Origin of the sequence: Actinosynnema sp. NPDC091369 (assembly GCF_044757065.1) — a bacterium.
Classification (GTDB): domain Bacteria; phylum Actinomycetota; class Actinomycetes; order Mycobacteriales; family Pseudonocardiaceae; genus Actinosynnema.
On sequence record NZ_JBIVUG010000014.1, the window covers coordinates 115,291 to 136,871 of the forward strand.

Annotated in this window: 21 protein-coding genes; 9 read left to right on the plus strand and 12 right to left on the minus strand. The window is 72.5% G+C overall.

Going from position 1 to position 21,581, the window contains the following annotated elements; all coding sequences use genetic code 11:
• Window positions 1–18 precede the first annotated feature (18 nt).
• From ACIQMJ_RS34995 to ACIQMJ_RS35025, 7 genes are all read right to left on the minus strand, one after another.
• Entirely contained in the window at window positions 19–723 is a 705-nt protein-coding gene (locus ACIQMJ_RS34995) for an ABC transporter ATP-binding protein (protein WP_499765280.1), read from the minus strand.
• Window positions 713–1,453 carry an ABC transporter ATP-binding protein gene (locus ACIQMJ_RS35000; RefSeq protein ID WP_499765336.1) on the minus strand — a complete coding sequence of 247 codons (741 nt, stop codon included), beginning with the start codon at window positions 1,451–1,453 and terminating at the stop codon, window positions 713–715. The genes ACIQMJ_RS34995 and ACIQMJ_RS35000 overlap by 11 nt, the downstream gene beginning before the upstream one ends.
• 32 nt (window positions 1,454–1,485) lie before the next feature.
• Window positions 1,486–2,652 carry a branched-chain amino acid ABC transporter permease gene (locus ACIQMJ_RS35005; RefSeq protein ID WP_499765281.1) on the minus strand — a complete coding sequence of 389 codons (1,167 nt, stop codon included), beginning with the start codon at window positions 2,650–2,652 and terminating at the stop codon, window positions 1,486–1,488.
• Window positions 2,649–3,611 carry a branched-chain amino acid ABC transporter permease gene (locus ACIQMJ_RS35010; RefSeq protein WP_499765282.1) on the minus strand — a complete coding sequence of 321 codons (963 nt, stop codon included), beginning with the start codon at window positions 3,609–3,611 and terminating at the stop codon, window positions 2,649–2,651. The genes ACIQMJ_RS35005 and ACIQMJ_RS35010 overlap by 4 nt, the downstream gene beginning before the upstream one ends.
• A 126-nt stretch (window positions 3,612–3,737) precedes the next feature.
• On the minus strand, window positions 3,738–4,913 hold the full coding sequence (locus ACIQMJ_RS35015; RefSeq protein WP_499765283.1) for a branched-chain amino acid ABC transporter substrate-binding protein: 1,176 nt from the start codon (window positions 4,911–4,913) through the stop codon (window positions 3,738–3,740).
• A 280-nt stretch (window positions 4,914–5,193) separates the two neighbouring features.
• Window positions 5,194–5,799, minus strand: a complete 606-nt coding sequence (locus ACIQMJ_RS35020) for an ANTAR domain-containing response regulator (protein ID WP_073888656.1) — start codon at window positions 5,797–5,799, stop codon at window positions 5,194–5,196.
• A gap of 207 nt (window positions 5,800–6,006) precedes the next feature.
• On the minus strand, window positions 6,007–6,969 hold the full coding sequence (locus tag ACIQMJ_RS35025; protein ID WP_499765284.1) for a hypothetical protein: 963 nt from the start codon (window positions 6,967–6,969) through the stop codon (window positions 6,007–6,009).
• A 224-nt stretch (window positions 6,970–7,193) separates the two neighbouring features.
• On the opposite strand from ACIQMJ_RS35025, the gene ACIQMJ_RS35030 reads away from it, so the two are divergent.
• Window positions 7,194–8,783: a thiamine pyrophosphate-binding protein gene (locus tag ACIQMJ_RS35030; protein ID WP_499765285.1), complete on the plus strand. Its 1,590-nt coding sequence runs from the start codon at window positions 7,194–7,196 to the stop codon at window positions 8,781–8,783.
• Between the two features lie 10 nt (window positions 8,784–8,793).
• Window positions 8,794–9,303, plus strand: a complete 510-nt coding sequence (locus ACIQMJ_RS35035; RefSeq protein ID WP_499765286.1) for a DinB family protein — start codon at window positions 8,794–8,796, stop codon at window positions 9,301–9,303.
• Between the two features lie 116 nt (window positions 9,304–9,419).
• Here ACIQMJ_RS35035 and ACIQMJ_RS35040 read toward each other — a convergent pair whose 3' ends face one another.
• Window positions 9,420–10,004: a hypothetical protein gene (locus ACIQMJ_RS35040; RefSeq protein ID WP_499765287.1), complete on the minus strand. Its 585-nt coding sequence runs from the start codon at window positions 10,002–10,004 to the stop codon at window positions 9,420–9,422.
• A 90-nt stretch (window positions 10,005–10,094) separates the two neighbouring features.
• Here ACIQMJ_RS35040 and ACIQMJ_RS35045 point away from each other — a divergent pair, with 90 nt between their 5' ends.
• The 4 genes from ACIQMJ_RS35045 to ACIQMJ_RS35060 are packed head-to-tail and all read left to right on the plus strand — an operon-like array spanning window position 10,095 to window position 14,708.
• Entirely contained in the window at window positions 10,095–11,597 is a 1,503-nt protein-coding gene (locus tag ACIQMJ_RS35045; RefSeq protein WP_499765288.1) for an aldehyde dehydrogenase family protein, read from the plus strand.
• Window positions 11,578–12,732 carry an NAD(P)/FAD-dependent oxidoreductase gene (locus tag ACIQMJ_RS35050; RefSeq protein ID WP_499765289.1) on the plus strand — a complete coding sequence of 385 codons (1,155 nt, stop codon included), beginning with the start codon at window positions 11,578–11,580 and terminating at the stop codon, window positions 12,730–12,732. Before ACIQMJ_RS35045 ends, ACIQMJ_RS35050 begins: the two co-directional genes overlap by 20 nt.
• A gap of 1 nt (window position 12,733) precedes the next feature.
• Window positions 12,734–13,825 (plus strand): CaiB/BaiF CoA transferase family protein, encoded by a 1,092-nt coding sequence (locus tag ACIQMJ_RS35055; protein WP_499765290.1) that lies wholly within the window; start codon window positions 12,734–12,736, stop codon window positions 13,823–13,825.
• A 43-nt stretch (window positions 13,826–13,868) separates the two neighbouring features.
• Window positions 13,869–14,708 (plus strand): S1 family peptidase, encoded by an 840-nt coding sequence (locus ACIQMJ_RS35060; RefSeq protein WP_499765291.1) that lies wholly within the window; start codon window positions 13,869–13,871, stop codon window positions 14,706–14,708.
• Here the strand turns inward: ACIQMJ_RS35060 and ACIQMJ_RS35065 are convergent.
• Entirely contained in the window at window positions 14,705–15,979 is a 1,275-nt protein-coding gene (locus ACIQMJ_RS35065; protein WP_499765292.1) for a phosphoinositide-specific phospholipase C-related protein, read from the minus strand. The two genes, ACIQMJ_RS35060 and ACIQMJ_RS35065, sit on opposite strands and share 4 nt — an antisense overlap.
• Window positions 15,980–16,068: 89 nt before the next feature.
• On the opposite strand from ACIQMJ_RS35065, the gene ACIQMJ_RS35070 reads away from it, so the two are divergent.
• Entirely contained in the window at window positions 16,069–16,488 is a 420-nt protein-coding gene (locus tag ACIQMJ_RS35070) for a CoA-binding protein (RefSeq protein WP_499765293.1), read from the plus strand.
• Here the strand turns inward: ACIQMJ_RS35070 and ACIQMJ_RS35075 are convergent, their stop codons facing one another.
• Window positions 16,489–17,673, minus strand: a complete 1,185-nt coding sequence (locus ACIQMJ_RS35075) for an MFS transporter (RefSeq protein ID WP_499765294.1) — start codon at window positions 17,671–17,673, stop codon at window positions 16,489–16,491.
• Window positions 17,674–17,743: 70 nt separating this feature from the next.
• Window positions 17,744–18,127, minus strand: a complete 384-nt coding sequence (locus tag ACIQMJ_RS35080; RefSeq protein WP_499765295.1) for a RidA family protein — start codon at window positions 18,125–18,127, stop codon at window positions 17,744–17,746.
• Window positions 18,128–18,217: 90 nt separating this feature from the next.
• Here ACIQMJ_RS35080 and ACIQMJ_RS35085 point away from each other — a divergent pair, with 90 nt between their 5' ends.
• Both ACIQMJ_RS35085 and ACIQMJ_RS35090 read left to right on the plus strand, forming a co-directional pair.
• On the plus strand, window positions 18,218–19,018 hold the full coding sequence (locus ACIQMJ_RS35085; RefSeq protein ID WP_499765296.1) for an alpha/beta fold hydrolase: 801 nt from the start codon (window positions 18,218–18,220) through the stop codon (window positions 19,016–19,018).
• Window positions 19,019–19,142: 124 nt separating this feature from the next.
• Window positions 19,143–21,143 (plus strand): NACHT domain-containing protein, encoded by a 2,001-nt coding sequence (locus tag ACIQMJ_RS35090; RefSeq protein ID WP_499765297.1) that lies wholly within the window; start codon window positions 19,143–19,145, stop codon window positions 21,141–21,143.
• Here ACIQMJ_RS35090 and ACIQMJ_RS35095 read toward each other — a convergent pair.
• Window positions 21,112–21,552, minus strand: coding sequence for a hypothetical protein (locus ACIQMJ_RS35095; protein WP_499765298.1), 441 nt, complete (start codon window positions 21,550–21,552; stop codon window positions 21,112–21,114). The two genes, ACIQMJ_RS35090 and ACIQMJ_RS35095, sit on opposite strands and share 32 nt — an antisense overlap.
• Between the last annotated feature and the right edge of the window lie 29 nt (window positions 21,553–21,581).

The window sequence follows — 21,581 nt, forward strand, 5'->3', positions numbered from 1 at the left end:
GGGATCCCGCGGCGACCGTCAGTGACCGCCGAGGTACGCGGCGCGCACCTGGGGGTCGTCCAGCAGCTCCGGTCCGGGGGCGCTCTTCACGACCCGGCCGGTCTCCAGCACGTACGCGCGGTCGGAGAGCTTCAGCGCCTGCTGCGCGTTCTGCTCGACCAGCAGCACGGTCGTGCCGCGCTTGTTGATCTCCTTGATGATCTCGAAGATCTGCGCGATGAGCATGGGCGCGAGGCCCATCGACGGCTCGTCCAGCAGGAGCACCTTCGGCTTGGTCATCAACGCCCGGCCGATGGCGATCATCTGCTGCTCGCCGCCGGACATCGTGCCGCCGAACTGGTTCTTGCGCTCCGCGAGCCGCGGGAACAGCTCGTAGACCTCGGCCAGGTCGGCGTCCAGCGCGTCCTTGCGGGTGTAGGCGCCCATCAGCAGGTTCTCCTGCACCGTCATGCCGGGGAACACCCCGCGGCCCTCCGGTGACTGGCCGATGCCCGCCATGACCCGCTTGTGGCCGGGCATCTTGGAGATGTCGTCGCCGTTGAACAGCACCTGGCCGCTGGTCAGCGGCCGCAACCCGGAGATGGTCTTCAGCGTGGTCGTCTTGCCCGCGCCGTTGGCGCCGATGAGCGAGACGATCTCACCGTCCTGGACCTGGAGGCTGATGCCCTTGATCGCGGCGATCTTGCCGTAGTGGACGTGGATGTCCTTGAGCTCAAGAAGCATCTTCGGACACCCCCAGGTAGGCTTCGATGACCTTCGGGTCGTTCTGCACTTCTTGCGGGAGCCCTTCTGCGATCAGCTGGCCGAAGTCCAGCACCGCCACGCGGTCGCTGACGCCCATGACCAGGCTCATGTCGTGCTCGATCAGCAGCACGGTCCGGCCGCTGTCGCGGATCTTGCGGATCAGCGCCTGCAACGACTCCTTCTCGGCCGGGTTCATGCCGGCCGCCGGCTCGTCGAGCAGCAGCAGCTTCGGGTCGGTGGCCAGCGCGCGGGCGATCTCCAGCCGCCGCTGGTCGCCGTAGGGCAGGTTCTTCGCGGTCTCGGTCATCCGGCCGGGGATGCCGACGAAGTCGAGCAGCTCCCGGGCCAGCTCGCGGCCGCGCTTCTCCTCCTTGCGGTGCCACGGCAAGTTGAGCGTGGCGCCGATCGCACCGGTCTTGTGGTGCGCGTCCGCGCCCACCATCACGTTCTCCAGCGCCGACATGTTGTGGAACAGCCGGATGTTCTGGAACGTGCGGGCGATGCCCTGCTTGGTGATCTTGAACCGCTTGCCGCCGTCGATCCGGGCGCCGTTGAACAGCACCTGGCCCTCGGTGGGCTGGTAGACGCCGGTGACCACGTTGAACACGGTGGTCTTGCCCGCGCCGTTGGGGCCGATCAGGGCGAAGATCTCGCCCTGGCCGACGCTGAGCCGCGCTTCGCGCAGGGCGACCACGCCGCCGAAGCGCATGGTCACGTTGTCCAGCTGAAGGACGGGAGTGCTCACTTGGCCGCCTCCGTCGTCGAGACATCGGTGTCCGGACCCGCGACCTCGGCACCCATGGTGCCCATGCCGCCGGTGCCCTCGTGCAGCTCGGCCTTGCGCCGCCGCGAGGGCAGCAGGCCCTCCGGCCGCAGGGCCATCATCAGCACCAGCACGCCGCCGAACAGCAGGATGCGGTACTCGGCCGGGTCCTTGCCCAGCGCGTCCTTCAGCCAGCCGACCTCGCGGAACCGCTCGGGCAGCCAGGCGATGACGAACGCGCCCAGCATGACGCCGGGCAGGTTGCCCGCGCCGCCGAGCACGACCGCGGCGAGGATCGTCGCGGACAGGATGAACGGGAACGTGTTCGGCTCGATGAACACGGCCTTGCCCGCGTAGATGCCGCCGGCCAGACCGCCGATCATGGCGCCGATGGCGAACGCGAGCAGCTTGAACTTGAACGTCGGCACGCCCATCAGCTCGGCCGCGTCCTCGTCCTCCCGGATCGCCGCCCACGCGCGGCCGACGCGGCTCTTCTGCAACCGCACCGAGAAGATGATCACCAGCACGATGGCGAGGACCATCAGGTAGTAGTACGGCGCGGGCAGCACGCCGAACTCGATGCCGATCGACGGCATGTCCGTCGGGTGCGGGATGTTCGGGATGCCGCGCGCGCCACCGATCTCGTCGGTGTTGTTCGCGGTGATCCGGATGATCTCACCGAACCCGAGCGTCACGATCGCCAGGTAGTCGCCGCGCAGCCGCAGCGTCGGCGCGCCGAGGATGACGCCCGACACCGCCGCCAGGAAGACGCCGAACACGACCGTCGGCCAGTACCACCAGCCGTGCTCGGTGGCGAAGTAGGCCAGGGTGTAGCCGCCGATGGCGAAGAACGCCACGAAGCCGAGGTCGAGCAGGCCCGCCTGGCCGACCACGACGTTCAGGCCGACCGCCAGCAGGATGTAGGTGCCGATCGGGTAGATCAGCACGGTCGTCCAGTCCGCGCCGGGCGACATGAACGAGCCGATCCACGGCGCGGGCAGGATCAGCGCGAAGACGATCGCGCCGAGGTACACCAGGTACCGCTGCCAGGTCTTGGCGCGTTCCCACCAGTCGCGTGCGCCGTCGAACAGGGCGCCCACGCGCCTCAACGGATTCGCGTTGCCAGTCACTCCGTTGCCTTTCATGCGCGGGCCTTCTGCAGGGATTCGCCGAGGATGCCGGTCGGCCGGAACATCAGCACGACCACCAGGACGGTGAACGCGATGACGTCCTTCCACTCCGAACCCAGGAAGATCGCGCCCCAGTTCTCGATGAGGCCGAGCACGATGCCGCCGAGCAGCGCGCCGCGGAGGTTGCCGATACCGCCGAGCACGGCGGCGGTGAACGCCTTGATGCCGAGCACGAAACCGACGTTGAAGACGGTGTTCTCGAACTCCATCAGGTACAGCGCGCCCGCCACGCCCGCCATCGCGCCACCGAGCAGGAACGTGACCCGCACGATGTTGTCGATGCTGACGCCCATGAGCACCGCGGCCTCGGGGTCCTGGGCGGTGGCGCGGATGCCGCGACCGATCTTGGTCTTGTTCACCAGGCGGTCCAGCGCGATCATCATGATGACCGCGGCGACCACGACGATGATGTGGTCGGTGCGGATGGCCGCGTTGCCGATGGAGAACACGGTGTCGCGATCCACGATGCGCGCCGAGGACTGCTGGTTGCGGCCCGCGTTGCCGGTCAACCACGGGATGATGACCAGCGCGAACAGCTCTTGCAGGAACAGCGACGCGCCGATCGCGGAGATGAGCGCGGTGAGCCGGGTCGCGCCCTTGCGGCGCAGCGGCCGGTAGGCCACCAGCTCCAGCAGCATCGCGGCGCCGCCGGAGATGGCCGCGGACGCCACGATGATCAACAGCATCACGCCGAACAGGGCGATCCCGGTCAGCGGCGACGCGGGCGCGATCGCGGTGATCACCACGAGCGACGTGAACGTGCCGATCATGAAGATCTCGGAGTGCGCGAAGTTGATCAGACGCAGCACGCCGTAGACCATCGTGTAGCCGAGGGCGACGAGCGCGTAGATGGAGCCGAACACCAGTCCGCCCACCGTGCTGGGCAGGAACTGGTTGAGGAAATCATCAAGCATGACAGGTTTGCCTCACGAGACGGGCGGGGAGAGAAAGTTCGCCATAGTGGCGGGGAGCGGGAGCTGTCGTTCCCACGACACTCCCGCTCCCCAGCGCGCTAGCTTGCTTGCCTGATCCGTCCCGGATCAGCCCTCGAGCTTCGCTTCCTCCGCGGCACCCAGCAGCTTCACCTTGCCGCCGACGACCTGGTAGATGAAGATCGCGTTGTTCTCCGGCTCGCCGTTCGCCTTGAACTTGATCGGCTTGGAGACGCCCTCGAAGCTGGCGGTCTTCAGGTACTCGTTGATCTTCTCGCCGGTGGTGTTGCCCGCCTCGACGGCCTTGATGAACGCGGTCGCGGCGTCGTAGCCCTCGGTCGCGTAGATGGCCGGGTCGACGTTGGCGCTCTTCTTGTAGTTGTCGAAGAACGTCTTCAGCGCGCCGGTGACGTCGGGCGTCGGGATGTTGCACGGGCAGGCCAGGACGGCGCCCTCGGCCGCCTCCGGGCCGGCACCGGTCACGAGCTGCTGGTCGAGCGAGCCGTCACCGGAGGCGAACGTGGCCTTCACGCCACCGTCGCGCAGCTGCTTGAGCAGGCGGCCGGCCTGCGCGTAGTAACCGCCGAAGACGATCACGTCGGGGTTCGCCGCGGCGACCTTCGTGACCGTGGACGAGTAGTCGGACGCGTCCTTGGCGAACTTGTCGCGCTCGACCGCGACGCCCGAGCCCTCGAACGACTTGGCGACCGCGTCGGCCAGGCCGACGCTGTACTCCTGGTCGTCGGACAGGACGAACGCCTTCTTCGGGCTCTTCGCCTTGATCAGGAAGTCGGCGATGCCGGGGCCCTGGTCGGCGTCGTTGGCCACGACGCGGTGCCAGTAGGTCCAGCCGTTCTCGGCGAGACCCGGGTTCGTCGCCGACGGCGAGACGCTGGGGATCTTGCCCTCTTCGAGCTGGCCGCCGATGGCCTTGGACTCACCGGAGAAGGCCGGGCCGATGAGGGCCACGATCTTGTCCTGGGTGATCGCCTTCGTGATCAGCGAGGTGGCCTGGTCGGCCTTGCCCTGGCTGTCGTACTGGACCAGCTCGATCTTGACCTTGGGGTTCTTGGCGTTGTACTCCTCGACCGCCATCACGGCCCCGTTCCGGGGCGGGATCACGATCGCCGCGTTCTCACCGGTGAGGTCACCCATGAACCCGATCTTGACCGAGGTGACGTCGCCTCCCGCTTCGCCACCGCCGCCGCCTCCAGCGCAAGCCGCGAGCACCAGCGACGAAGCCGCCGCCAGCGCCAGAACTCGGCCGAGTCGTGCTCCTGACACCGGAATACCTCCCATGACACCAACCATCCCGCCGGTAGGCGGAGCCCTCACACGAGGGCGTGGGTTAGGGAGGGAACGTAGCTTCAGTTGAGTTCGGTGAACAGGTGGTCTTACTGCTCTGTGTCCACATCGTGACGCTAGTCACCGGGAAATGCCCCGACGTTAACAAGCTTAAATCCAGCTCAAATCGCCGCAGGTCACAACGCCATTGCGGGCAGTAACCGAGAATGACCAAGCGGACTGTCCGATACTCGAACGGGTATCACTCGCGGGGGATAGTTCACCCGAAGTTTTCGATGACGGCTTCGGCCACGGCCTTCATGGTCGTGCGGCGATCCATCGCGGTGCGCTGCACCCAGCGGAATGCCTCGGGCTCCGACAGACCCTGCTTGGTCATCAGCAATCCCTTGGCGCGCTCGACGACCTTGCGCGTCTCCAGCCGCTCGGTGAGCCCGGCGACCTCGTTCTCCAGCGCCTGGAGCTCCGCGAACCGGCTCATCGCCAGCTCGATCGCGGGCACGAGGTCGCGCTTGGCGAACGGCTTGACCAGGTAGGCCATCGCGCCCGCGTCCCGCGCGCGCTCGACGAGGTCGCGCTGGCTGAACGCGGTCAGGATGACGACCGGCGCGATGCGCTTGCCCGCGATCACCGACGCGGCCTCGATGCCGTCGACCTTGGGCATCTTCACGTCCATGATCACCAGGTCGGGCCGCAGCTCGGTGGCCAGCGTGACCGCCTCGTCGCCGTCGGCGGCCTGACCGGCCACCTCGTACCCCTCCTCGCGGAGCATCTCGACCAGGTCGAGGCGGATGAGGGCTTCGTCCTCGGCCACGAGCACGCGCCGGGGCGCGACCTCGGGCTGGGCCTCGGCAGCCTGTTGGGTCACCGGGGTCCTCCTGACACTCTGACGGCGGCTCGACGCGGTCGCGTCGGACGAAACCGCAGTCTACCGGCGTGCACCGCCGCGTCCGCGCGGTTGGGCCGTGATCACGGCCACCGGTGACGACTTCGTCGGATCGGACGGCCCCGCTGCGCCGAACGCCGTGGGTGCACGCCTCCCCGGGCAGGTGTCACCCGCCCGGGGAGGCGTCGCTCACCTCACCGCCTGCGGCGGCTCCCACCACCCCGTGACGCCCTCCGGCCACTCCATCGCGGCCAGCGCGGGCTCGTGGTCGGGGTCCGGTCCGTCGACCTCGCGCAGGAACAGGTCGTACCAGCCGGTGGACAGGCCGAGGCCGCCACCGGCGCTGGGCGTCTCCACCGCGCCGGGCAGGCCGAACACGGGGTGCAGCAGCCGGTCGGCGACCCGGGGCACGCCCAGGCTCGCGGGCCACTCGACCCACCACCGGTCGCCCTGCGCCAGCGCCCGCACCCACGGCGCCGCGCTGAACAGGTGGTACCGCCGCAGCACGGCGCTGCCCACGCCGGTCGGGTACGGCGTCTCGTCCAGGTGGTCCCGCTCGACCGCGGTGAGCGGGCCGTCGATGAACGTGCCGCCCAGGTTGCGGCCTCTGAGCAGGGTGCGCACGTACTTCATGCCCTCCGCCCACGCCCGCTCGTCCACGCCCGCGAGGTGCACCGCCGCGTCCAGCCCGACCAGCCGCAGCTCCACCGACCGCGGGTGGTGGACGACGCGCAGCCCCGGCACGCCCGCCACCCACGACTCGTCGTGGCGCGGCAGCAGCTCGTACAGCAGCGGACCCAGGGCGTGCTCGGTGAGGTGCACGCGCGGGTGCTCGCCGGGTTCGACGGTGCGGAACGCGTGCGCCGGGCGCAGCATGCTCGCCGGCGGGCGCAGTTGGAGGTGCCCGCCCGCGTCCAGACCGGCCTTGAGCAGCACGCACTCCAGCGCGCGCTGGTCGTCGCCCTCGGCGTCGGGCAGGAACAGGCCGCGCACGTCGGCCCGGCCGCGCAGGGCGTCGACCACGCGCTCGCGGCGGTCGTCGGGCAGGTCGTGCAGCACCGCCTTCACCGCGGGCACGGCCTGGGTGAGGTTCTCGCCGGTGTAGCTCCGGCGGAGGTCGACCAGCTGTTCGGTCAACGACGATCGCGCCATGGCAGTCCTCGCTCCCGCCGCCCGGCTCGGCGCAACAAGGACGCGTCACGCGTCGGTCAACGGTCGTCGGTGGTACCGCAACGAGCAGGGGTGCCCTCACCCCGCGGCGGATCACGCCACCCGGTTGCCGGGGAGTGGCTCCAGCCTCACGTCTGCTCGCACACGCCGGTTCCGACGATAGCGCAACGTTGCCGGGGAGGCGTCGCGTCCCTAGCGTCTGGCTCATGGTGAGCGGGGCGGAGCGGTTGCTGGGTGTGCTGGCCGCGCACGGCGTCGAGGTCGTGTTCGGGTTGCCCGGTGTGCACAACCTGCCCGTGTGGGAGGCGCTGCGGACCTCCGGCATCCGGCTGGTCGGCGTCCGGCACGAGCAGACGGCGGTGTACGCGGCCGACGGCTACGCCCGCGCCACCGGCCGGCTGGGCGTGGCGCTGGTGACCACCGGGCCGGGGGCGGCGAACTGCCTGGGCGCGACCGGCGAGGCGTACGCGTCCGGGTCGCCGGTGCTGGTGATCGCCACCGACATCCCGTCGACGCTGCGCCGTCCCGGCGAGTACCGGGGCACCCTGCACGAGACCCGCGACCAGCGGGCGATGTTCCTGCCGGTGGTGAAGGGCGGGTGGACGCTGCGGGCGGCCGAGTCGATCGGCGTCTACGCCGACAGCGCCGCGCTGCTGGCCACCACCGCGCCGCAGGGACCGGTGTACCTGGGCGTGCCGACCGACTTCCTCACCGCGGACGCGGGCGTGTGGAACCGCATCCCGACCCGCGCCCCGTCCACGCCGGACGTGACGCCGGGGGTGGAGCTGGTGGCGTCGGCCGAACGGCCGCTGATCTGGGCCGGTGGCGGTGCGGCGCGGTCGGGCGCGGGAGCGGCGGTGGGCGAGCTGGCGGCGCGGATCGGCGCGCCGGTCGTCACCACGTACGGCGCGCGTGGCCTGGTCGACCACCCGCACGTGGTGCACGGGCCCGTGCACCTGCCGGAGGTCGGGGCGCTGTGGGACGAGGCCGACCTGGTCATCGGGGTGGGCAGCGACTTCGACGGGATGATGACGCAGAACTGGCTGCAACCCGCGCCGCCGAAGCTGCTCAACGTCAACGTGGAGGCGATCCGCAACTACCGGCCCGACGTGACGCTGCGCGGCGACGCGCGGATGGTGGTGTCCGCGCTGGCCGACGCCGTGCCGGCGCGGCCGGGCAACGGCGTCGCCGACCGGGTCGCCGAGCTCAACGGCCTGGTGCGCGCGGCGGTGGAGGCGGACGAGCCGCGGGCCGTGCCGCTGCTGGAGGCGCTGGAGGGCCGCCGGGTGGTCGCCGACATGTGCGTGGCCGGGTACTGGGTCGGCGGGTTCGGCCGGATCACCCGGCCGCGCGGGCTGGCGTACCCGGTGGGGTGGGGCACGCTCGGCTTCGGGTTCCCGGCGTCGCTGGGCGCGGCCGTGACCGGGCGGGTGGTGGCGGTGTGCGGTGACGGCGGGTTCCTGTTCGCGGTCGGGGACCTCGCCACGGCCGCGCAGGAGCAGCTGCCGGTGACCGTGGTGCTGGTGGACGACGGCGGTTACGGGATGCTGCGCCACGACCAGGCGCGGGCCGGGCACGAGCCGTTCGGGGTGGACCTGCGGTCGCCGGACTTCGTCGCGCTGGCGCGCAGCTTCGGCGTGGAGGCGTGCGCCGTCGACGGGTTCGGCGCGGAGTTCCGGGCGCGGCTGGACGAGTACGCGGGGCGCTCGGGCCCGAACGTGCTCGTGGTGCGCGCGGCGGCGTTGAAGCCACCGGTCAACACCTCACCGCGCTGGTACCGCCGCCGGGTGTCGTAGGGTGTCGAACATGAGTTCGAACGAGCGTGTCTGGCCCGCCGTCGACGCCCACGACGAGCTGCGGTTGATGACGGAGTTCCTGACCTTCCTGCGCCTGACGGCCGTGGCGAAGGTGGAGGGCCTGAGCTGGGAGGACGCCTCCGCCACGCCGATACCGACCTCGCCGGTGGTGAGCGCGCTCGGTGTCCTGCGGCACCTGACGGCGGTCGAGCGGTGGTGGCTGTCGATCGAGGCGGGCGGCGTGGAGCTGCCGTCGCTGTGGGGCGCGGACGCGGACGCGTCGTGGCGGCTGCACGACGGTGACACGGTCGAGTCGGTGATCGCCGAGTACCGCGCCGAGTGGGCCCTCTCGGCCGCCGCGCTGGAGGGCCTGGGCCCCGATGACCGCACGCGCGGCGACCACGACGGCCGGGGCCGCACGGTGCGCTGGGTGCTGGCCCACCTGGTGCAGGAGACCGGTCGCCACGTCGGTCACCTGGATTTCCTGCGCGAACTGGCGGACGGCGAGAAGGGCGAGTGACGGCGTTCCGGCGGTGATCGGCGACCGATTCACCGCCCGCAATCGCCGATCATCACCCGAGCGGGGAAAGAAGCGATGATCGGCGGGGCCGGAATTGTCGGTGGGGGCCGGCAGAATCACATCAAGGGTTCCCCTGGGCGGGGACCCCTTCGCAGACGTGGCCGCGTCGCCGACCGGTATGCCGTCCCGAGGGACGCGAGCCGCGCCGCGGGATCGCGCCAGGGCTCCAGGTCGAACTCGACCACCAACGCCGTCAGCAGTCCCTGCTCGAAGGAATCCCGAACCGGCACGGCGGCCTGGAGCGATCGGATCACTTCCGGCGCCCCCCACGAGTACGCCAGCCGCTCCAGGGCGGAATAGCCGGTACGACAACCGAGCGCCAGGAACTCCGGCAAGTCGGCGCCGACGACGTGGTTGGGGTTCTCGAACGCCATCGGCACCGTCATCACCACCGGCCGGGCGTCGCCCGCGGGCACGGCGCTGAAGTGGACGCCGTCACCCCCGGTCGAGGCGAACGTGATCGCGCCGGCCGGCGTGGCGGCGTGGTCGGACTCGACGAGCGGCCCTGCGGGGTCGTGCACGTGGAGGCCGATCGGCAGGAACACCGCGTCCCCGGAGTCCTCCCCGTCGTCCGGGACCACGCGGTGCGCCAGGTCGTGCAGGCGCGTCCAGTGGGAGCGGAAGTCGGTCTCTGCGGTCACCGGTCGAGCATCCCGGTCCCCGGTGGCGCGATCGGGGGTTCCGGCCGATCGTCTCTTGGCACCCGGGCGTGCGCGGGCGACGCTGGGGGGATGACGACCTACGTGTCCACCAACCCCGCCGAGCTGTCCGACGTCGTCACGCGCGTCGAGCTGGCGCCGGCGGAGGAGTTCGCGGAGGCGGCGCGGCGGGCGAAGCGGGCGCAGCGGGAGTGGGCGGGGTTGCCCGCGCCCGTCCGTGGGCAGGTGGTGGCGAACATCGGGCGGTTGGTGGAGGCCAACGCCGAGGCGCTGGCCCGCGTCGTCACGCGCGAGATCGGCAAGCCGCTGGTCGAGGCGCGGGGTGAGGTGCAGGAGGTGGTGGACACCTGCACGTTCTTCTCCGGCGAGGGGCGCCGGCTGTACGGGCGGACCGTGCCGTCGGAGATGCCCGACAAGCACCTGTTCACCTTCCGCGAGCCCGTCGGCGGCACGGTGGTCATCACGGCGGGCAACTTCCCGGTCGCGGTGCCGTCGTGGAGCATCGTGCCCTCGTTGCTGTGCGGCAACTCGGTGGTGTGGAAGCCCGCCGAGTACGCGGCCGCCTCGGCGCAGGCTCTCCACGACCTCGTGACGCGCGCCGGCGTGCCGCAGGAGGTATTCCGGATCGTGTTCGCGGACGGCGAGGAGACGTTCCGGGGGCTCGAACTGGCCCTGGAGCAGCGGGTGGTGGACAAGGTCGCGTTCACCGGGTCGTCGGCGGTGGGGTCGCGGATCGGGGCGTTGTGCGGTCGGCACGTCCAGTCGCCGTGCCTGGAGCTGGGCGGCAAGAACCCGATGGTCGTCACCGAGGACGCCGACCTCGACCTGGCCGTGCGGGGCGCGTTGTTCTCCGGCTTCGGCACCGCGGGCCAGCGGTGCACGTCGTTGGGCACGGTCGTCGTGCACGAGGACGTGCACGACGAGTTCGTGCGGCGGTTCGCGGAGGCCGTCGCGACCGCGGTGGTCGGCGACCCGTTCGACGAAGGCGTGCTCTACGGGCCGTTGCTGGACGAGAAGTTCGCGGTGGGCTTCGAGGAGCACCTCGGCTGGATCGGCGACCACCACGTCACGCACGGGTCCACCGGATCGGGCCGCATCACCGACGCCAACCCCCGCCGCGGTTTCCGCGGCGACCCGGAACGCGGCCTGTACTACCACCCGGTCGTCGTGGACGGCGTCCGGCCGGACGACGACCTGTTCCGGCACGAGACCTTCGGGCCGATCGTCGGCGTCACCACCTACCGCGCGCTGGACGAGGCCATCGAGCTCGGCAACCTGCCCGGCTACGGCCTGTCGTCGGCGATCTACACCACGGACCCGGTGAAGTCGTTCCAGTTCCGCAAGGGAATCGGCGCGGGCATGGTGAGCGTGAACAACTCGACCTCCGGCGCGGAAGCGCACCTGCCGTTCGGCGGGAACGGCAGATCCGGCAACGGTTCCCGCCAGTCCGGGGTGTGGGTGCTCGACCAGTTCACCCGCTGGCAGTCGGTGAACTGGGACCACTCCGGGTCGTTGCAGAAGGCCCAGGTGGACACGCTCGCGGTCGAGGCGGACCTTGACTTCCGGCTGGCCTGAGCGGGCGTCCGTCGTCATCGTGGGCGGCGGCGTGATGGGCGTGAGCGCGGCGTTCCACCTGGCCGAGGCCGGGGTGCGGGACGTGGTGCTGGTGGAGCGCGGTGCGCTCGGGTCCGGGTCGACGGGCAAGGCGGCGGGCGGGGTGCGGGCCCAGTTCTCCGACGAGGTGAACATCCGGCTGGGCGCGCGCAGCCTGGAGGCGTTCGCGCGGTTCCGGACCCGACCGGGCCAGGAGATCGACCTGCGCCGGGTCGGCTACCTGTTCCTGCTGTCCGAACCGGAGCACGTCGCCGCGTTCGAGCGGAACGTGGTGGCGCAGAACGCGTTGGGCGTGCCGAGCCGGGTGCTGGACGTCGCGCGGGCGCGGCGGCTGTCGCCGTTGATCTCGACCGACGGGCTGCTCGCCGCCGCCTGGTCCCCCGACGACGGCCACTGCACGCCCGAGTCGGTGGTCCTCGGCTACGCGACGGCCGCGCGGCGGTTGGGCGCAAGGCTGCTGACCGGAACGGGCGTGACGGGCGTCGACGTGGTCGGCGGGGAGATCCGCGGCGTGACGACGGACCGCGGCGCGATCGCGACGGGCACGGTGATCTGCGCGGCGGGCGCGTGGTCGGCCGGGGTCGGCCGGTTCGTCGGGGTCGACCTGCCGGTGACGCCGCTGCGCCGGCAGGTGGTGCTCACCGGGCCGGTGCCGGGGCTGCCCGCCGAGGTGCCGTTCACCATCGACTTCTCCTCCACGTTCTACTTCCACCGCGAGGGCCGCGGCCTGCTGGTGGGCATGTCGGACCCGGCGCAGGAGCCCGGGTTCCACCTCGACCGGTCCGACGACTGGCTGCCCCGGCTCGCGGAGGCGGTCGGTCGGCGCGCGCCCGCGCTGCTGGACGCGGGCGTCACCGGCGGGTGGGCCGGGCTGTACGAGGTGACGCCGGACCACAACGCGCTGATCGGCGAGTCGCGCGAGGTGAGCCGCTTCCTGTACGCCACGGGGTTCTCCGGGCACGGGTTCCTCCAGGGGCCCGCGGTCGGCGAGGTGCTGCGCGACCTGGTGCTCGGCCGCGCGCCGGTGGTGGACGTGTCCGCGCTGGACGTGTCGCGGTTCGCCGCGGGGCTCCGGCCCGAGCTGAACGTGGTGTGAGGTGGGAGTGGGCGCGCTGGACGGGGTGGTCATCGCGGACTTCGGGCGGGTGCTGGCCGCGCCGTACGCGACGATGGTGCTGGCCGACCTGGGCGCCGAGGTGGTGAAGGTCGAGCACCCGCGCGGCGACGAGACGCGGGCGTGGGGCCCGCCGCACGTCCGCGGTGAGGCGACGTACTTCCTCTCGGTGAACCGGAACAAGCGCTCGCGGGTGCTGGACCTGGCCACGGCGGAGGGCCGGGCCGCGGCGCGGGAGCTGGCGCTGGGCGCGGACGTGGTGGTGGAGAACTTCCGGCCGGGCACGATGCGCCGGTTCGGGCTCGACCACGCGACCTTGGCGGCGGCCAAGCCGGAGTTGGTCTACTGCTCGGTGACGGGGTTCGGCGCGGGTCGCGGCGCGGACCTGCCCGGGTACGACCTGCTCGTTCAGGCGGTCGGCGGGCTGATGAGCGTGACCGGTGCGGACGAGCCGACGAAGGTCGGCGTCGCGCTGGTGGACGTGCTGACCGGGATGCACGCGGCGGTGGGCGTCCTCGCCGCGCTGCGCCACCGGGACGCGACCGGCGAGGGCCAGCTGGTGGAGGTCGACCTGCTGTCCGTGCTGCTGTCCAGCATGGTCAACCAGAGCGCCGGGTACGCGCTGGCGGGCGTCGTGCCGGGCCTGCTGGGCAACCGGCACCCGTCCATCGCGCCGTACGAGGTGTTCCCGACCGCCGACCGGCCCGTGGCGCTGGCCGTGGGCAACGACCGGCAGTTCACCCGGCTGTGCGACGCGCTGGAGCTGCCGGCGGACCCCCGGTTCGCGACGAACGAGCTGCGGGTCGCGCACGTGGACGAGCTGGCCGGGCTGCTGGCCGCGCGGCTGCGTACCCGGCCGGCCGAGCACTGGTTCGCGCTGCTGACGCCGCTGGGCGTGCCGTGCGGGCCGGTGAACGACCTGGCCGGCGCGTTCGCGCTGGCCGAGTCGCTGGGCCTGCGGCCCACCACCGAGGTGGACGGGCTGGCGCTGGTGTCGAACCCGATCCGGCTGTCCGCGACGCCGCCGACCTACCGGCTGCCGCCGCCCCGACTGGGTGATGACGCGGGCGGGTGAACGGGCGTGCGCCGTCCGGTGGCGGCTGATTGGATCAACGCCCATGCGCCATCTGGTAGCGGTGCTCGCCGCGCTCGTGCTGTCCGTGTCCTCCGCGTCCGCGCTCACCGCACCGGCGTCCGCCGCGCCCGCGGCCCCCGCGCGGGTCCAGGTCGACTTCACCGGGACCGTGGCGTTGAGCGGCTGCTCGGGCGCGGTGGTCCGGCCGCCCGCGCACCGGCCGTCCGACCCGGCGCTGGTCATGACGAACGGCCACTGCGTGCGGTTCATGGACCCCGAGGAGGTCGTGGTCGACGCGCCGTCGGACCGGAAGTTCACGCTGCTCGCGGCCAACGGCGAGGGTTCGCTCGGCACCCTGCGCGCGTCGTCGCTGGTCTACGCCACGATGTACCGCACCGACGTCGCGCTGTACCGGCTCACCGCCACCTACGGCGAGGTGGAGGCGATGGGCGGCCGGGCGCTGGAGCTCTCGCCGGAGCACCCGGGCCGGGGCATCGACATCAGCGTGGTGTCGGGCTACTGGCGGCAGGTCTACTCCTGCAAGGCCGACGGGTACGTGCACGAGCTGCGCGAGGGCCGGTGGACCTGGAAGGGTTCGATGCGCTACACCGACGCCTGCGACACCAAGGGCGGCACGTCCGGCTCGCCCGTGGTGGACACGGCGACCGGCAAGGTGGTGGCGGTCAACAACACCGGCAACGAGGACGGCGACTGGTGCACGGACAACAACCCGTGCGAGGTCGACGAGCACGGGAACATGACCGTGCACCAGGGCATCGGGTACGGCCAGCAGACCCACCTGATCGTGCCGTGCCTGACCGGGGGCGGCCGGGTGGACCTGACCGCCCCCGACTGCGGGCTGCCGCGACCGGCCCTGGGCTAGAACCGCTCGCCGGACAGGGCCGCGACCGCGGCCATCGCGTTGCCCAGGTGGTAGTGGTCCACGGCCAGGTACGTCGGGGTCTTGCGGGCGGCCGGCTCGCAGAAGCGGCGGGCCCGGTCGGCGAGCTTGCCGTTGTCGGTGGTGGCGGTGCCGGTGAACGGGACGTCGCGGAAGTGGTTCATCACGAACAGCGGCCGGAAGCCCGGTTCGGTGCGGGTGAGCGGCGTGCTCCAGCGGCTGTAGCAGGACCAGTCCGAGGAGCCCAGGCCCGAGCCCATGGACCAGTGGTTCTCCACCGTCCACTCCGGCTGGTACATCACGCCGAAGCTGTCGCGCGGCACCGCGTCGCCCGACCGGCCGTGGTCGGTGAAGATCATCAGGCGCTTGCCGGTGGCGCGCAGGGTGTTCAAGGTCGGCCAGCCGGTGGTGCGCACGCCCGCCTGGTCCGGGCGGAACAGCACGTCCGCCAGGCCGGTGACGCGGCCCAGCTCGGCGCGCAGCACCTCGGCGGAGACGTAGTCCTCCAGGAAGACCGTGACGAACTCGGTGGGGTTGCGGCGCAGGAAGTCCACGATCCGCTGCACGTCCACCCACAGCGCGACCGGGCGGCTGACCCACGTGCAGCTGTTGTGGCACAGGATCGCGCCGTCCGGCGTCTGGTGGACGTCCAGCTGGAACCCGCGGACGCCGTCGGCGAGCTGCTGCTCGATGCCGCGGGCCTGGTTGGGCGCGAGGTTGACGAACGGCGGGGCGAAGCCGCCGTCCACGCCGTTGGCGTAGGCGTTGTGGGCGGTGAGGAAGGTGACCTGGTCCAGCCGCCGCTCCCCCTCCGGCGGGACGGGCGTGCGGTGCGGTGACACCGGGGTCAGGTACCAGAGGTCGGCCCCCGAGCCGACCCGCACCTGGTCCGTGCCGGAGGCGATCAGGTAGCGGTCGGCGCCGGGGACCTTGAGCCGGTGCCGGTCGCCGTCGGGCAGCACGTCCCACTGGGCGTCGGCGCTGCCGCAGGAGAGCAGCACGGCCTGGTCGCCGCTGCGGCCCAGGCACTGGGTGCCCTCGCGCAGCGTGCGGCCGGACAGGGTCCACTGCTGGTGGTCCTCGTCCCCCTTCGGCCGGCGCTGGAGCACGGACGTGCCCGACACGCCGGCGTTCAGGCCGGTGGTGGCGCTCTGCACGTAGTAGACGCCGTCGGCGGGCGCGGCCTGGGCGGTGAGGGGTGGCAGCAGGGCGGCGACGAGCGTGGCGATCAGGACCGATCGGGTGGCGCGCATCAAGAAGTCCTCTCGAAGGCTCCGCGGCGGCAGCAGTCCACAGGGTAAACGCGAAAGCTCTTCACGTCAGCCCGTCCTACGCTGGTGTCATGAGCGAACCGTGGGGCGACCCCGACAAGATCCGCCGCGTCCTGGCCGAGGGCGACACCTGGGCCGTGGTGGGGCTGGCCGACCACCCGCACCGCGCCGCCTACGGCGTGGCGAAGTTCCTCCAGCAGCGCGGCAAGCGGATCGTGCCCGTGCACCCGGACGCGCCGACCGTGCACGGCGAGCAGGGCTACGCGTCGTTGGCCGACATCCCGTTCCCGGTCGACGTGGTCGACGTGTTCCGCCGGTCCGAGGCGGCCGGGCAGTTCGCCGACGAGGCGGTGGCGATCGGCGCGAAGGCGGTGTGGTTCCAGCTCGACGTGCTCGACGAGGCCGCCTACCAGCGGGCCACCGAGGCCGGGCTGGACGTCGTCATGGACCGCTGCCCGGCCATCGAGTGGGCCGCGCACGGCCCCCGCTGATCAGCGCCGGACCGGCGGGAAGCCGTGCGCGCGGGCGGCCACGACGACGGCCAGCGCGGGCACGAGGAGCACCAGCGCGCTCCACGGCAGCGAGCCCGCGCCGAGACCGTCGAGCAGCAGGCCGCCCGCGACACCGCCGCCCGCCATGGCCGCGTTCCACAACGTGACCAGCAGGGCCTGCGCGGAGTCCGCGGCCTCGCCGCCCGCGTCACCGGCCGCCGTCGTCAGCAGCGTCGGCACGCCGCCGAACGCCAACCCCCACAACGCCACCGCGACGTAGACCAGGGGCGTGAGGGCCAGCGCGGTGACCGCGACCGCGAACAGCACGGCGGCGGCGATCATCAGCACGCGCAGGCGCCGGTCGATGTGCGCGCCCACGACCCAGATGCCCACCACCGACGCGACGCCGAACACCAGCAGCACCGCGTCGACCCGGTCGGCCAGGCCGAGCCGCGCCAGGTAGGCGGCGATGTAGGTGTAGAGGATCGTGTGCGCGAGCACGAACACCAGCGTCACCACCAGCACGGGCACCACGCCCGGCAGGGCCAGCGTGCGGAGGACCGGGACGCGGGCGCCCCGCGGCTGACCGGGTCGGTCCGGCACCGCCACCACCACCCAGGCGAGCAGCACGACGGCCAGCGCGGTCATCGCCCAGAACGCGGCGCGCCAGCCGAGCGCGCCACCGAGGAACGTGCCCGCGGGCACGCCGAGCGACAACGCGACCGGGATGCCCGCCATGACCAGCGCGGTGGCCTTGCCGCGCAGGTGGTCGGGCGCGACCCGGCGGGCGTACCCGGCCAGCAGCGCCCACACCACGCCCGCGGCCACGCCCGCGACGAACCGGGCCACGAGGGTGAGCGGGAAGAGCGCGGACGCGGCGGTGACGGTGTTGGCGAGGGCGAACCCCGCCACCCCGGCCAGCAGCAAGCGCTTGCGGGACCAGGTGGACGTGACGGCGGACAGCGGGATCGCCGCCGTGACCGTGCCGAGCGCGTAGACGGTGACCAGCTGGCCGGTCGCGGACTCGCTGACGCCCAGGCCCGCGCTCATGCCGGGCAGCACGCCCGCGGGCAGGGCCTCGGTCAGGACGGTGGTGAAGGCGGCCGTGGCCAGCGCGAGCAGGGGCCGCAGCGGCAGCCGGTCGGTGCTCGGCGGCGTGTCGGTTCGAGGAGTTGTGGTGCGCATACCGCATGGTCGAACCTGACACCGGTGTCACTTTCAATCCGCGGCCGGCGTGAGCCGGCGCACACCCCGGCTAGGCCCTCCGGCGGTGCGCCGTGACCTCGATCTCGATGCGCATCCTCGGGTCGGACAGGCCGCACTCCAGCATCGTCGCCGCCGGGCGCACCTCCCCGAACGCCGCGCGCAGCACCGGCCAGCACGGCTCGAAGTCCTTCGCGTCGGGCAGGTAGTACCGCACCCGCACCACGTCGGCGAACCCGCTGCCCGCCTCGGCCAGCGCCGCGCCGATGTTGGCCAGGCACTGCTCGGCCTGCGCCACCACGTCGTCGGAGATGGTCATCGTGGCGTAGTCGAAACCGGTGGTGCCGGAGACGTACACGTACTCGCCGTCGACCACGGCACGCGCGTAACCGACCTGCTCTTCGAACGTGGAACCGGACAGGATCGCTCGCCTCATGGGATCACCCTAAGCTCTCGACGACGCCTTCCCCCACGGTTTCCGCGCGGCGATAGCGGCTGTGCGGAGCCGGTCAGTACCCTGCCGCCCATGCCGGTCGTCGCGCTCAACGGGATCAACCTCAGCTACCACGTGGAGGGCGAGGGCGACCTCGTCGTGATGGTGATGGGCACCGGGAGTCCGGGCCGGGTGTGGCACGCGCACCAGGCGCCCGCGCTGCGCCGGGCCGGGTTCCGGGTGGCGACCGTCGACAACCGGGGCATCCCGCCGACCGACGAGTGCGCGTCCGGCATGGTCATCGGGGACCTCGTCGGCGACGTCGCGGCGCTGATCGAGTCGCTCGGCGGTCGGGCGCACGTCGTCGGCACGTCCATGGGCGCGCGGGTGACGCAGGAGTTGGCGCTGGCCAGGCCGGACCTGGTGGGCAAGGCCGTGATGCTCGCGACCGCAGGCCGCAACGACGCCGTGCAGACCGCGTTGTCGCGGGGCGAGCGCGCGCTGCACGACCAGGGGATCGCGTTGCCGCCTCAGTACTACGCGGCGGTGAACGCGGTGCTGAACCTGTCGCCCGCGACGCTGCGCGACCCGGTCGGCGTGCGGGACTGGCTGGACGTCTTCGAGTTCACCGGGTCCGCGGTGAGCAAGGGCGTGCGGGCGCAGATGGAGATGAACGAGTTCGAGAACCGGCTCGACGCCTACCGGGCCATCACCGTGCCGTGCCTGGTGGTGGGCTTCGCCGACGACCGCGTGCTGCCGCCGCACCTGGCGCGGGAGGTGGCCGACGCCATCCCGGGCGCGCGGTACGAGGAGGTGGCCGACGCGGGCCACTTCGGGTTCCTGGAGCAGCCGGCCGCGGTCAACCGGCTCCTGGTGGACTTCCTCACGAGCTGAACCGGTCCGGCCCGGCCGCCGTGCCGCACGGTGGGCACCGACGGTGACGGGCCGACCACGTTAACCCGCCTACCCCCGCGCCGCGAACGCCGTTACCGTCGATCGCGACCTGGTGGGAGGGCAGATGGACGCGCGACGGTTCGGCCGCACCACCCGTCTGGTCGCCCTGGCCGCGGTCGGCGGGGTGACGCTGCTGGTGCTCGTCCCGGTCGCGATCAACGCCGCCACCGGCGGGTCGGCGCTGCCGGTGCTCGGCCCGCACGCGCGCTGGCTGTGGCCGTCGCTGGTCGGGCTGTCCGCGCTCACCGCGTGCCTCGCGGCGTGGGACCGGCTGGGCGCGCTGCTGCTGCGAAGACGTCCCGCGCACCCGGCCAACCGGCGGGCCGCGCTGGACCGCGTCGAGCGGTACGTGCGGGCGCGCGTGGCCGGCTCGCTGGCCGAGCAGCTGCGGCTCAAGCTCGGCGTCGTGCCCAGGGTCGGGCCGCGCCTGTCGACGCGCCTGCGCCACCCGGTGGTCGTGGCGGGCGAGCCCGGCGCGGGCAAGACGACGTTGCTGCTGGAGCTGGCCGAGGCGCTGCTGGCGCGGGCCGCGCTCGACCCGGTCCGGCCGATACCCGTCGTGGTGGACCTCGGCGGGTGGCGGCGGGACGACGACTTCGGCGTGTGGCTGCTGGCCGTGCTGACCGAGCGGTACCGGATCGCGCCGCGGGTCGGCCGGGCGTGGCTGCGGGAGCGCAACCTCGTGCTGCTGCTCGACGGGCTGGACGAGCTGGCCCCCGCCGACCGGGTCGAGTGCCTGGCCTGGATCACCGCGCTGAACGTGCCGCAGGTCGTGCTGTGCACCGCGAGCGACGAGCACGAGCACCTGCCCCGGTACGACGTGGTGCGGGTGGAACCGCTGTCGCGCACCGTCGTCCAGGAGCTGATCACCGCGTGCGGCCCGCGCCTGGACGGCCTGCACGACGAGCTGGAGAAGAACCCGGAGCTGTGGGACGAGCTGCGCACGCCGCTCGCGTTCGGCCTGCTGGCGCTGGCGTACCGGGCCGGACGGGCGGAGTACCGGGGCGTGCTGGGCACCTACCTGGTGGAGTCGGCGGCACGGGGCGCGGTCCGGCCGGAGCGGACGGTGCGCGCCCTGCGGTTCCTGGCCCGCATCGCGCGGCGCAAGCACGACCTCGTGGCCCGACCCCGGCTGCCCGCGCGGCACGTGTGGCTGGACTTCGTCGGCCCCGACGCGGTGTGGCGGCTGTTCCGGCGGGCCGCGCCGGGTGCCTTGGCGGGCGCGGCGACGGCGTTGTGCTTCGTGGTGGGCGTGCGGCTGGGTCTGGTGGCGGCCGGGGTCGCCGCCGTGGCGTCGGTTCTGGTGCCGCGCAGCGCTTTCCGCGTGACGCGCGGCGACCCCAGGCGCGGGAACCTCTGGGCGGCCACGGGTTTCGCGGCCGGCGCGGTGGTGACCGGTGGCGTGGCGGCGCTCGGCGGGCTGCTGGGCGCGCAGGTGGCGCGGTGGCCCGCGGCGGTCGGCTACGGGCTGGTCGTCGTGGTCACGGTGCTCGTCGGGTACGGCGTCACGCGGGACCGGTACTGGGCGGTGGTGTGCGCGCTCGTGCCCGCCGGGGTGATGGTGGTGACGGGACCGTCGCCGGACCTGCTGACCGGGCTCGGCACCGGGCTCGGGGCCGGTGCGGTGGTGGGCGCGTTCGTCGGCGGCCTGCGCGAGGTGTGGTCCGGGGTGCGGGTCCGGCCGGTCGCCGGGCTGTACTGGCTGCCCCTGGCGGGTGCGGCCGGGGTGGGGCTGGCGGCGCTGACCGGCGCGGGCGTGCGGCCGTCGGCGTGGGGCGCGGCGACCGGGCTGCTGGTCGGCCTGGCCGTCACGCCGATCGCGGACCGGCCGGCGCACCTCGTCGCCGAACTGCTCGCCCGGCCGCTCGCGCTGGACGAGTTCCCGTTGCGCCGCAAGGCGATCCTCCAGTCCGCGCGGGACCGCGTGCTGCTGGTCGACGAGCACCGGTTCCCGCACGACCTGGTCCGCGACCACCTCGCCGAGTGCGACCCGGCCGAGCTGGCGGCCGACGTCGAGCGCCGGCGCGGCGGGCTCAACCCCACCGGGTCCGGCCCCACGGCTTGAACACCGACAGGGCGGTGTTGACCGTGTAGAGCGCCAACGACACGCAAGCCGCCGCCAGCACGTCACCACCGGCCGTGCCCACCACGCCGTCCGCCGCGTCGTGCAGGCCCGAGCGCAGCGAGAACGTCGTGGCGACCACGGCGACGACGGTCAGCACGAACTTCACCAGCACCCACTTGTGCTTCACCAGGCCCCACTTCGTGCCCAGCGACAGCACCACGCCGGTGGCCAGCGCGCCCAGCGCCAGCGGCAGCACCACGAGGTCGCCCAGCAGCTCCATCGCCTGGTAGAGCTGCGGCGCGTCGAACGCCGCCAGCGCCAGCACGAGCATCCCGATCGTGACGCCGAGCCAGCCCACGGACGTGATGACGTGCAGCAGCAGCCACGTCTTGCGCGCTTTCGGTCTCATGGCGCACAGCGTGGCGCTCGCCGTGCCGT

Excerpts from the sequence above, each read along its gene's own strand:
- ACIQMJ_RS34995 (WP_499765280.1), bottom strand. The coding sequence starts at position 723 with ATGCTTCTTGAGCTCAAGGACATCCACGTCCACTACGGCAAGATCGCC.
- ACIQMJ_RS35000 (WP_499765336.1), bottom strand. The coding sequence starts at position 1,453 with ATGCGCTTCGGCGGCGTGGTCGCCCTGCGCGAAGCGCGGCTCAGCGTC.
- ACIQMJ_RS35005 (WP_499765281.1), bottom strand. The coding sequence starts at position 2,652 with ATGAAAGGCAACGGAGTGACTGGCAACGCGAATCCGTTGAGGCGCGTG.
- ACIQMJ_RS35010 (WP_499765282.1), bottom strand. The coding sequence starts at position 3,611 with ATGCTTGATGATTTCCTCAACCAGTTCCTGCCCAGCACGGTGGGCGGA.
- ACIQMJ_RS35025 (WP_499765284.1), bottom strand. The coding sequence starts at position 6,969 with ATGGCGCGATCGTCGTTGACCGAACAGCTGGTCGACCTCCGCCGGAGC.
- ACIQMJ_RS35030 (WP_499765285.1), top strand. The coding sequence starts at position 7,194 with ATGGTGAGCGGGGCGGAGCGGTTGCTGGGTGTGCTGGCCGCGCACGGC.
- ACIQMJ_RS35035 (WP_499765286.1), top strand. The coding sequence starts at position 8,794 with ATGAGTTCGAACGAGCGTGTCTGGCCCGCCGTCGACGCCCACGACGAG.
- ACIQMJ_RS35045 (WP_499765288.1), top strand. The coding sequence starts at position 10,095 with ATGACGACCTACGTGTCCACCAACCCCGCCGAGCTGTCCGACGTCGTC.
- ACIQMJ_RS35060 (WP_499765291.1), top strand. The coding sequence starts at position 13,869 with ATGCGCCATCTGGTAGCGGTGCTCGCCGCGCTCGTGCTGTCCGTGTCC.
- ACIQMJ_RS35065 (WP_499765292.1), bottom strand. The coding sequence starts at position 15,979 with ATGCGCGCCACCCGATCGGTCCTGATCGCCACGCTCGTCGCCGCCCTG.
- ACIQMJ_RS35070 (WP_499765293.1), top strand. The coding sequence starts at position 16,069 with ATGAGCGAACCGTGGGGCGACCCCGACAAGATCCGCCGCGTCCTGGCC.
- ACIQMJ_RS35075 (WP_499765294.1), bottom strand. The coding sequence starts at position 17,673 with ATGCGCACCACAACTCCTCGAACCGACACGCCGCCGAGCACCGACCGG.
- ACIQMJ_RS35080 (WP_499765295.1), bottom strand. The coding sequence starts at position 18,127 with ATGAGGCGAGCGATCCTGTCCGGTTCCACGTTCGAAGAGCAGGTCGGT.
- ACIQMJ_RS35085 (WP_499765296.1), top strand. The coding sequence starts at position 18,218 with ATGCCGGTCGTCGCGCTCAACGGGATCAACCTCAGCTACCACGTGGAG.
- ACIQMJ_RS35090 (WP_499765297.1), top strand. The coding sequence starts at position 19,143 with ATGGACGCGCGACGGTTCGGCCGCACCACCCGTCTGGTCGCCCTGGCC.
- ACIQMJ_RS35095 (WP_499765298.1), bottom strand. The coding sequence starts at position 21,552 with ATGAGACCGAAAGCGCGCAAGACGTGGCTGCTGCTGCACGTCATCACG.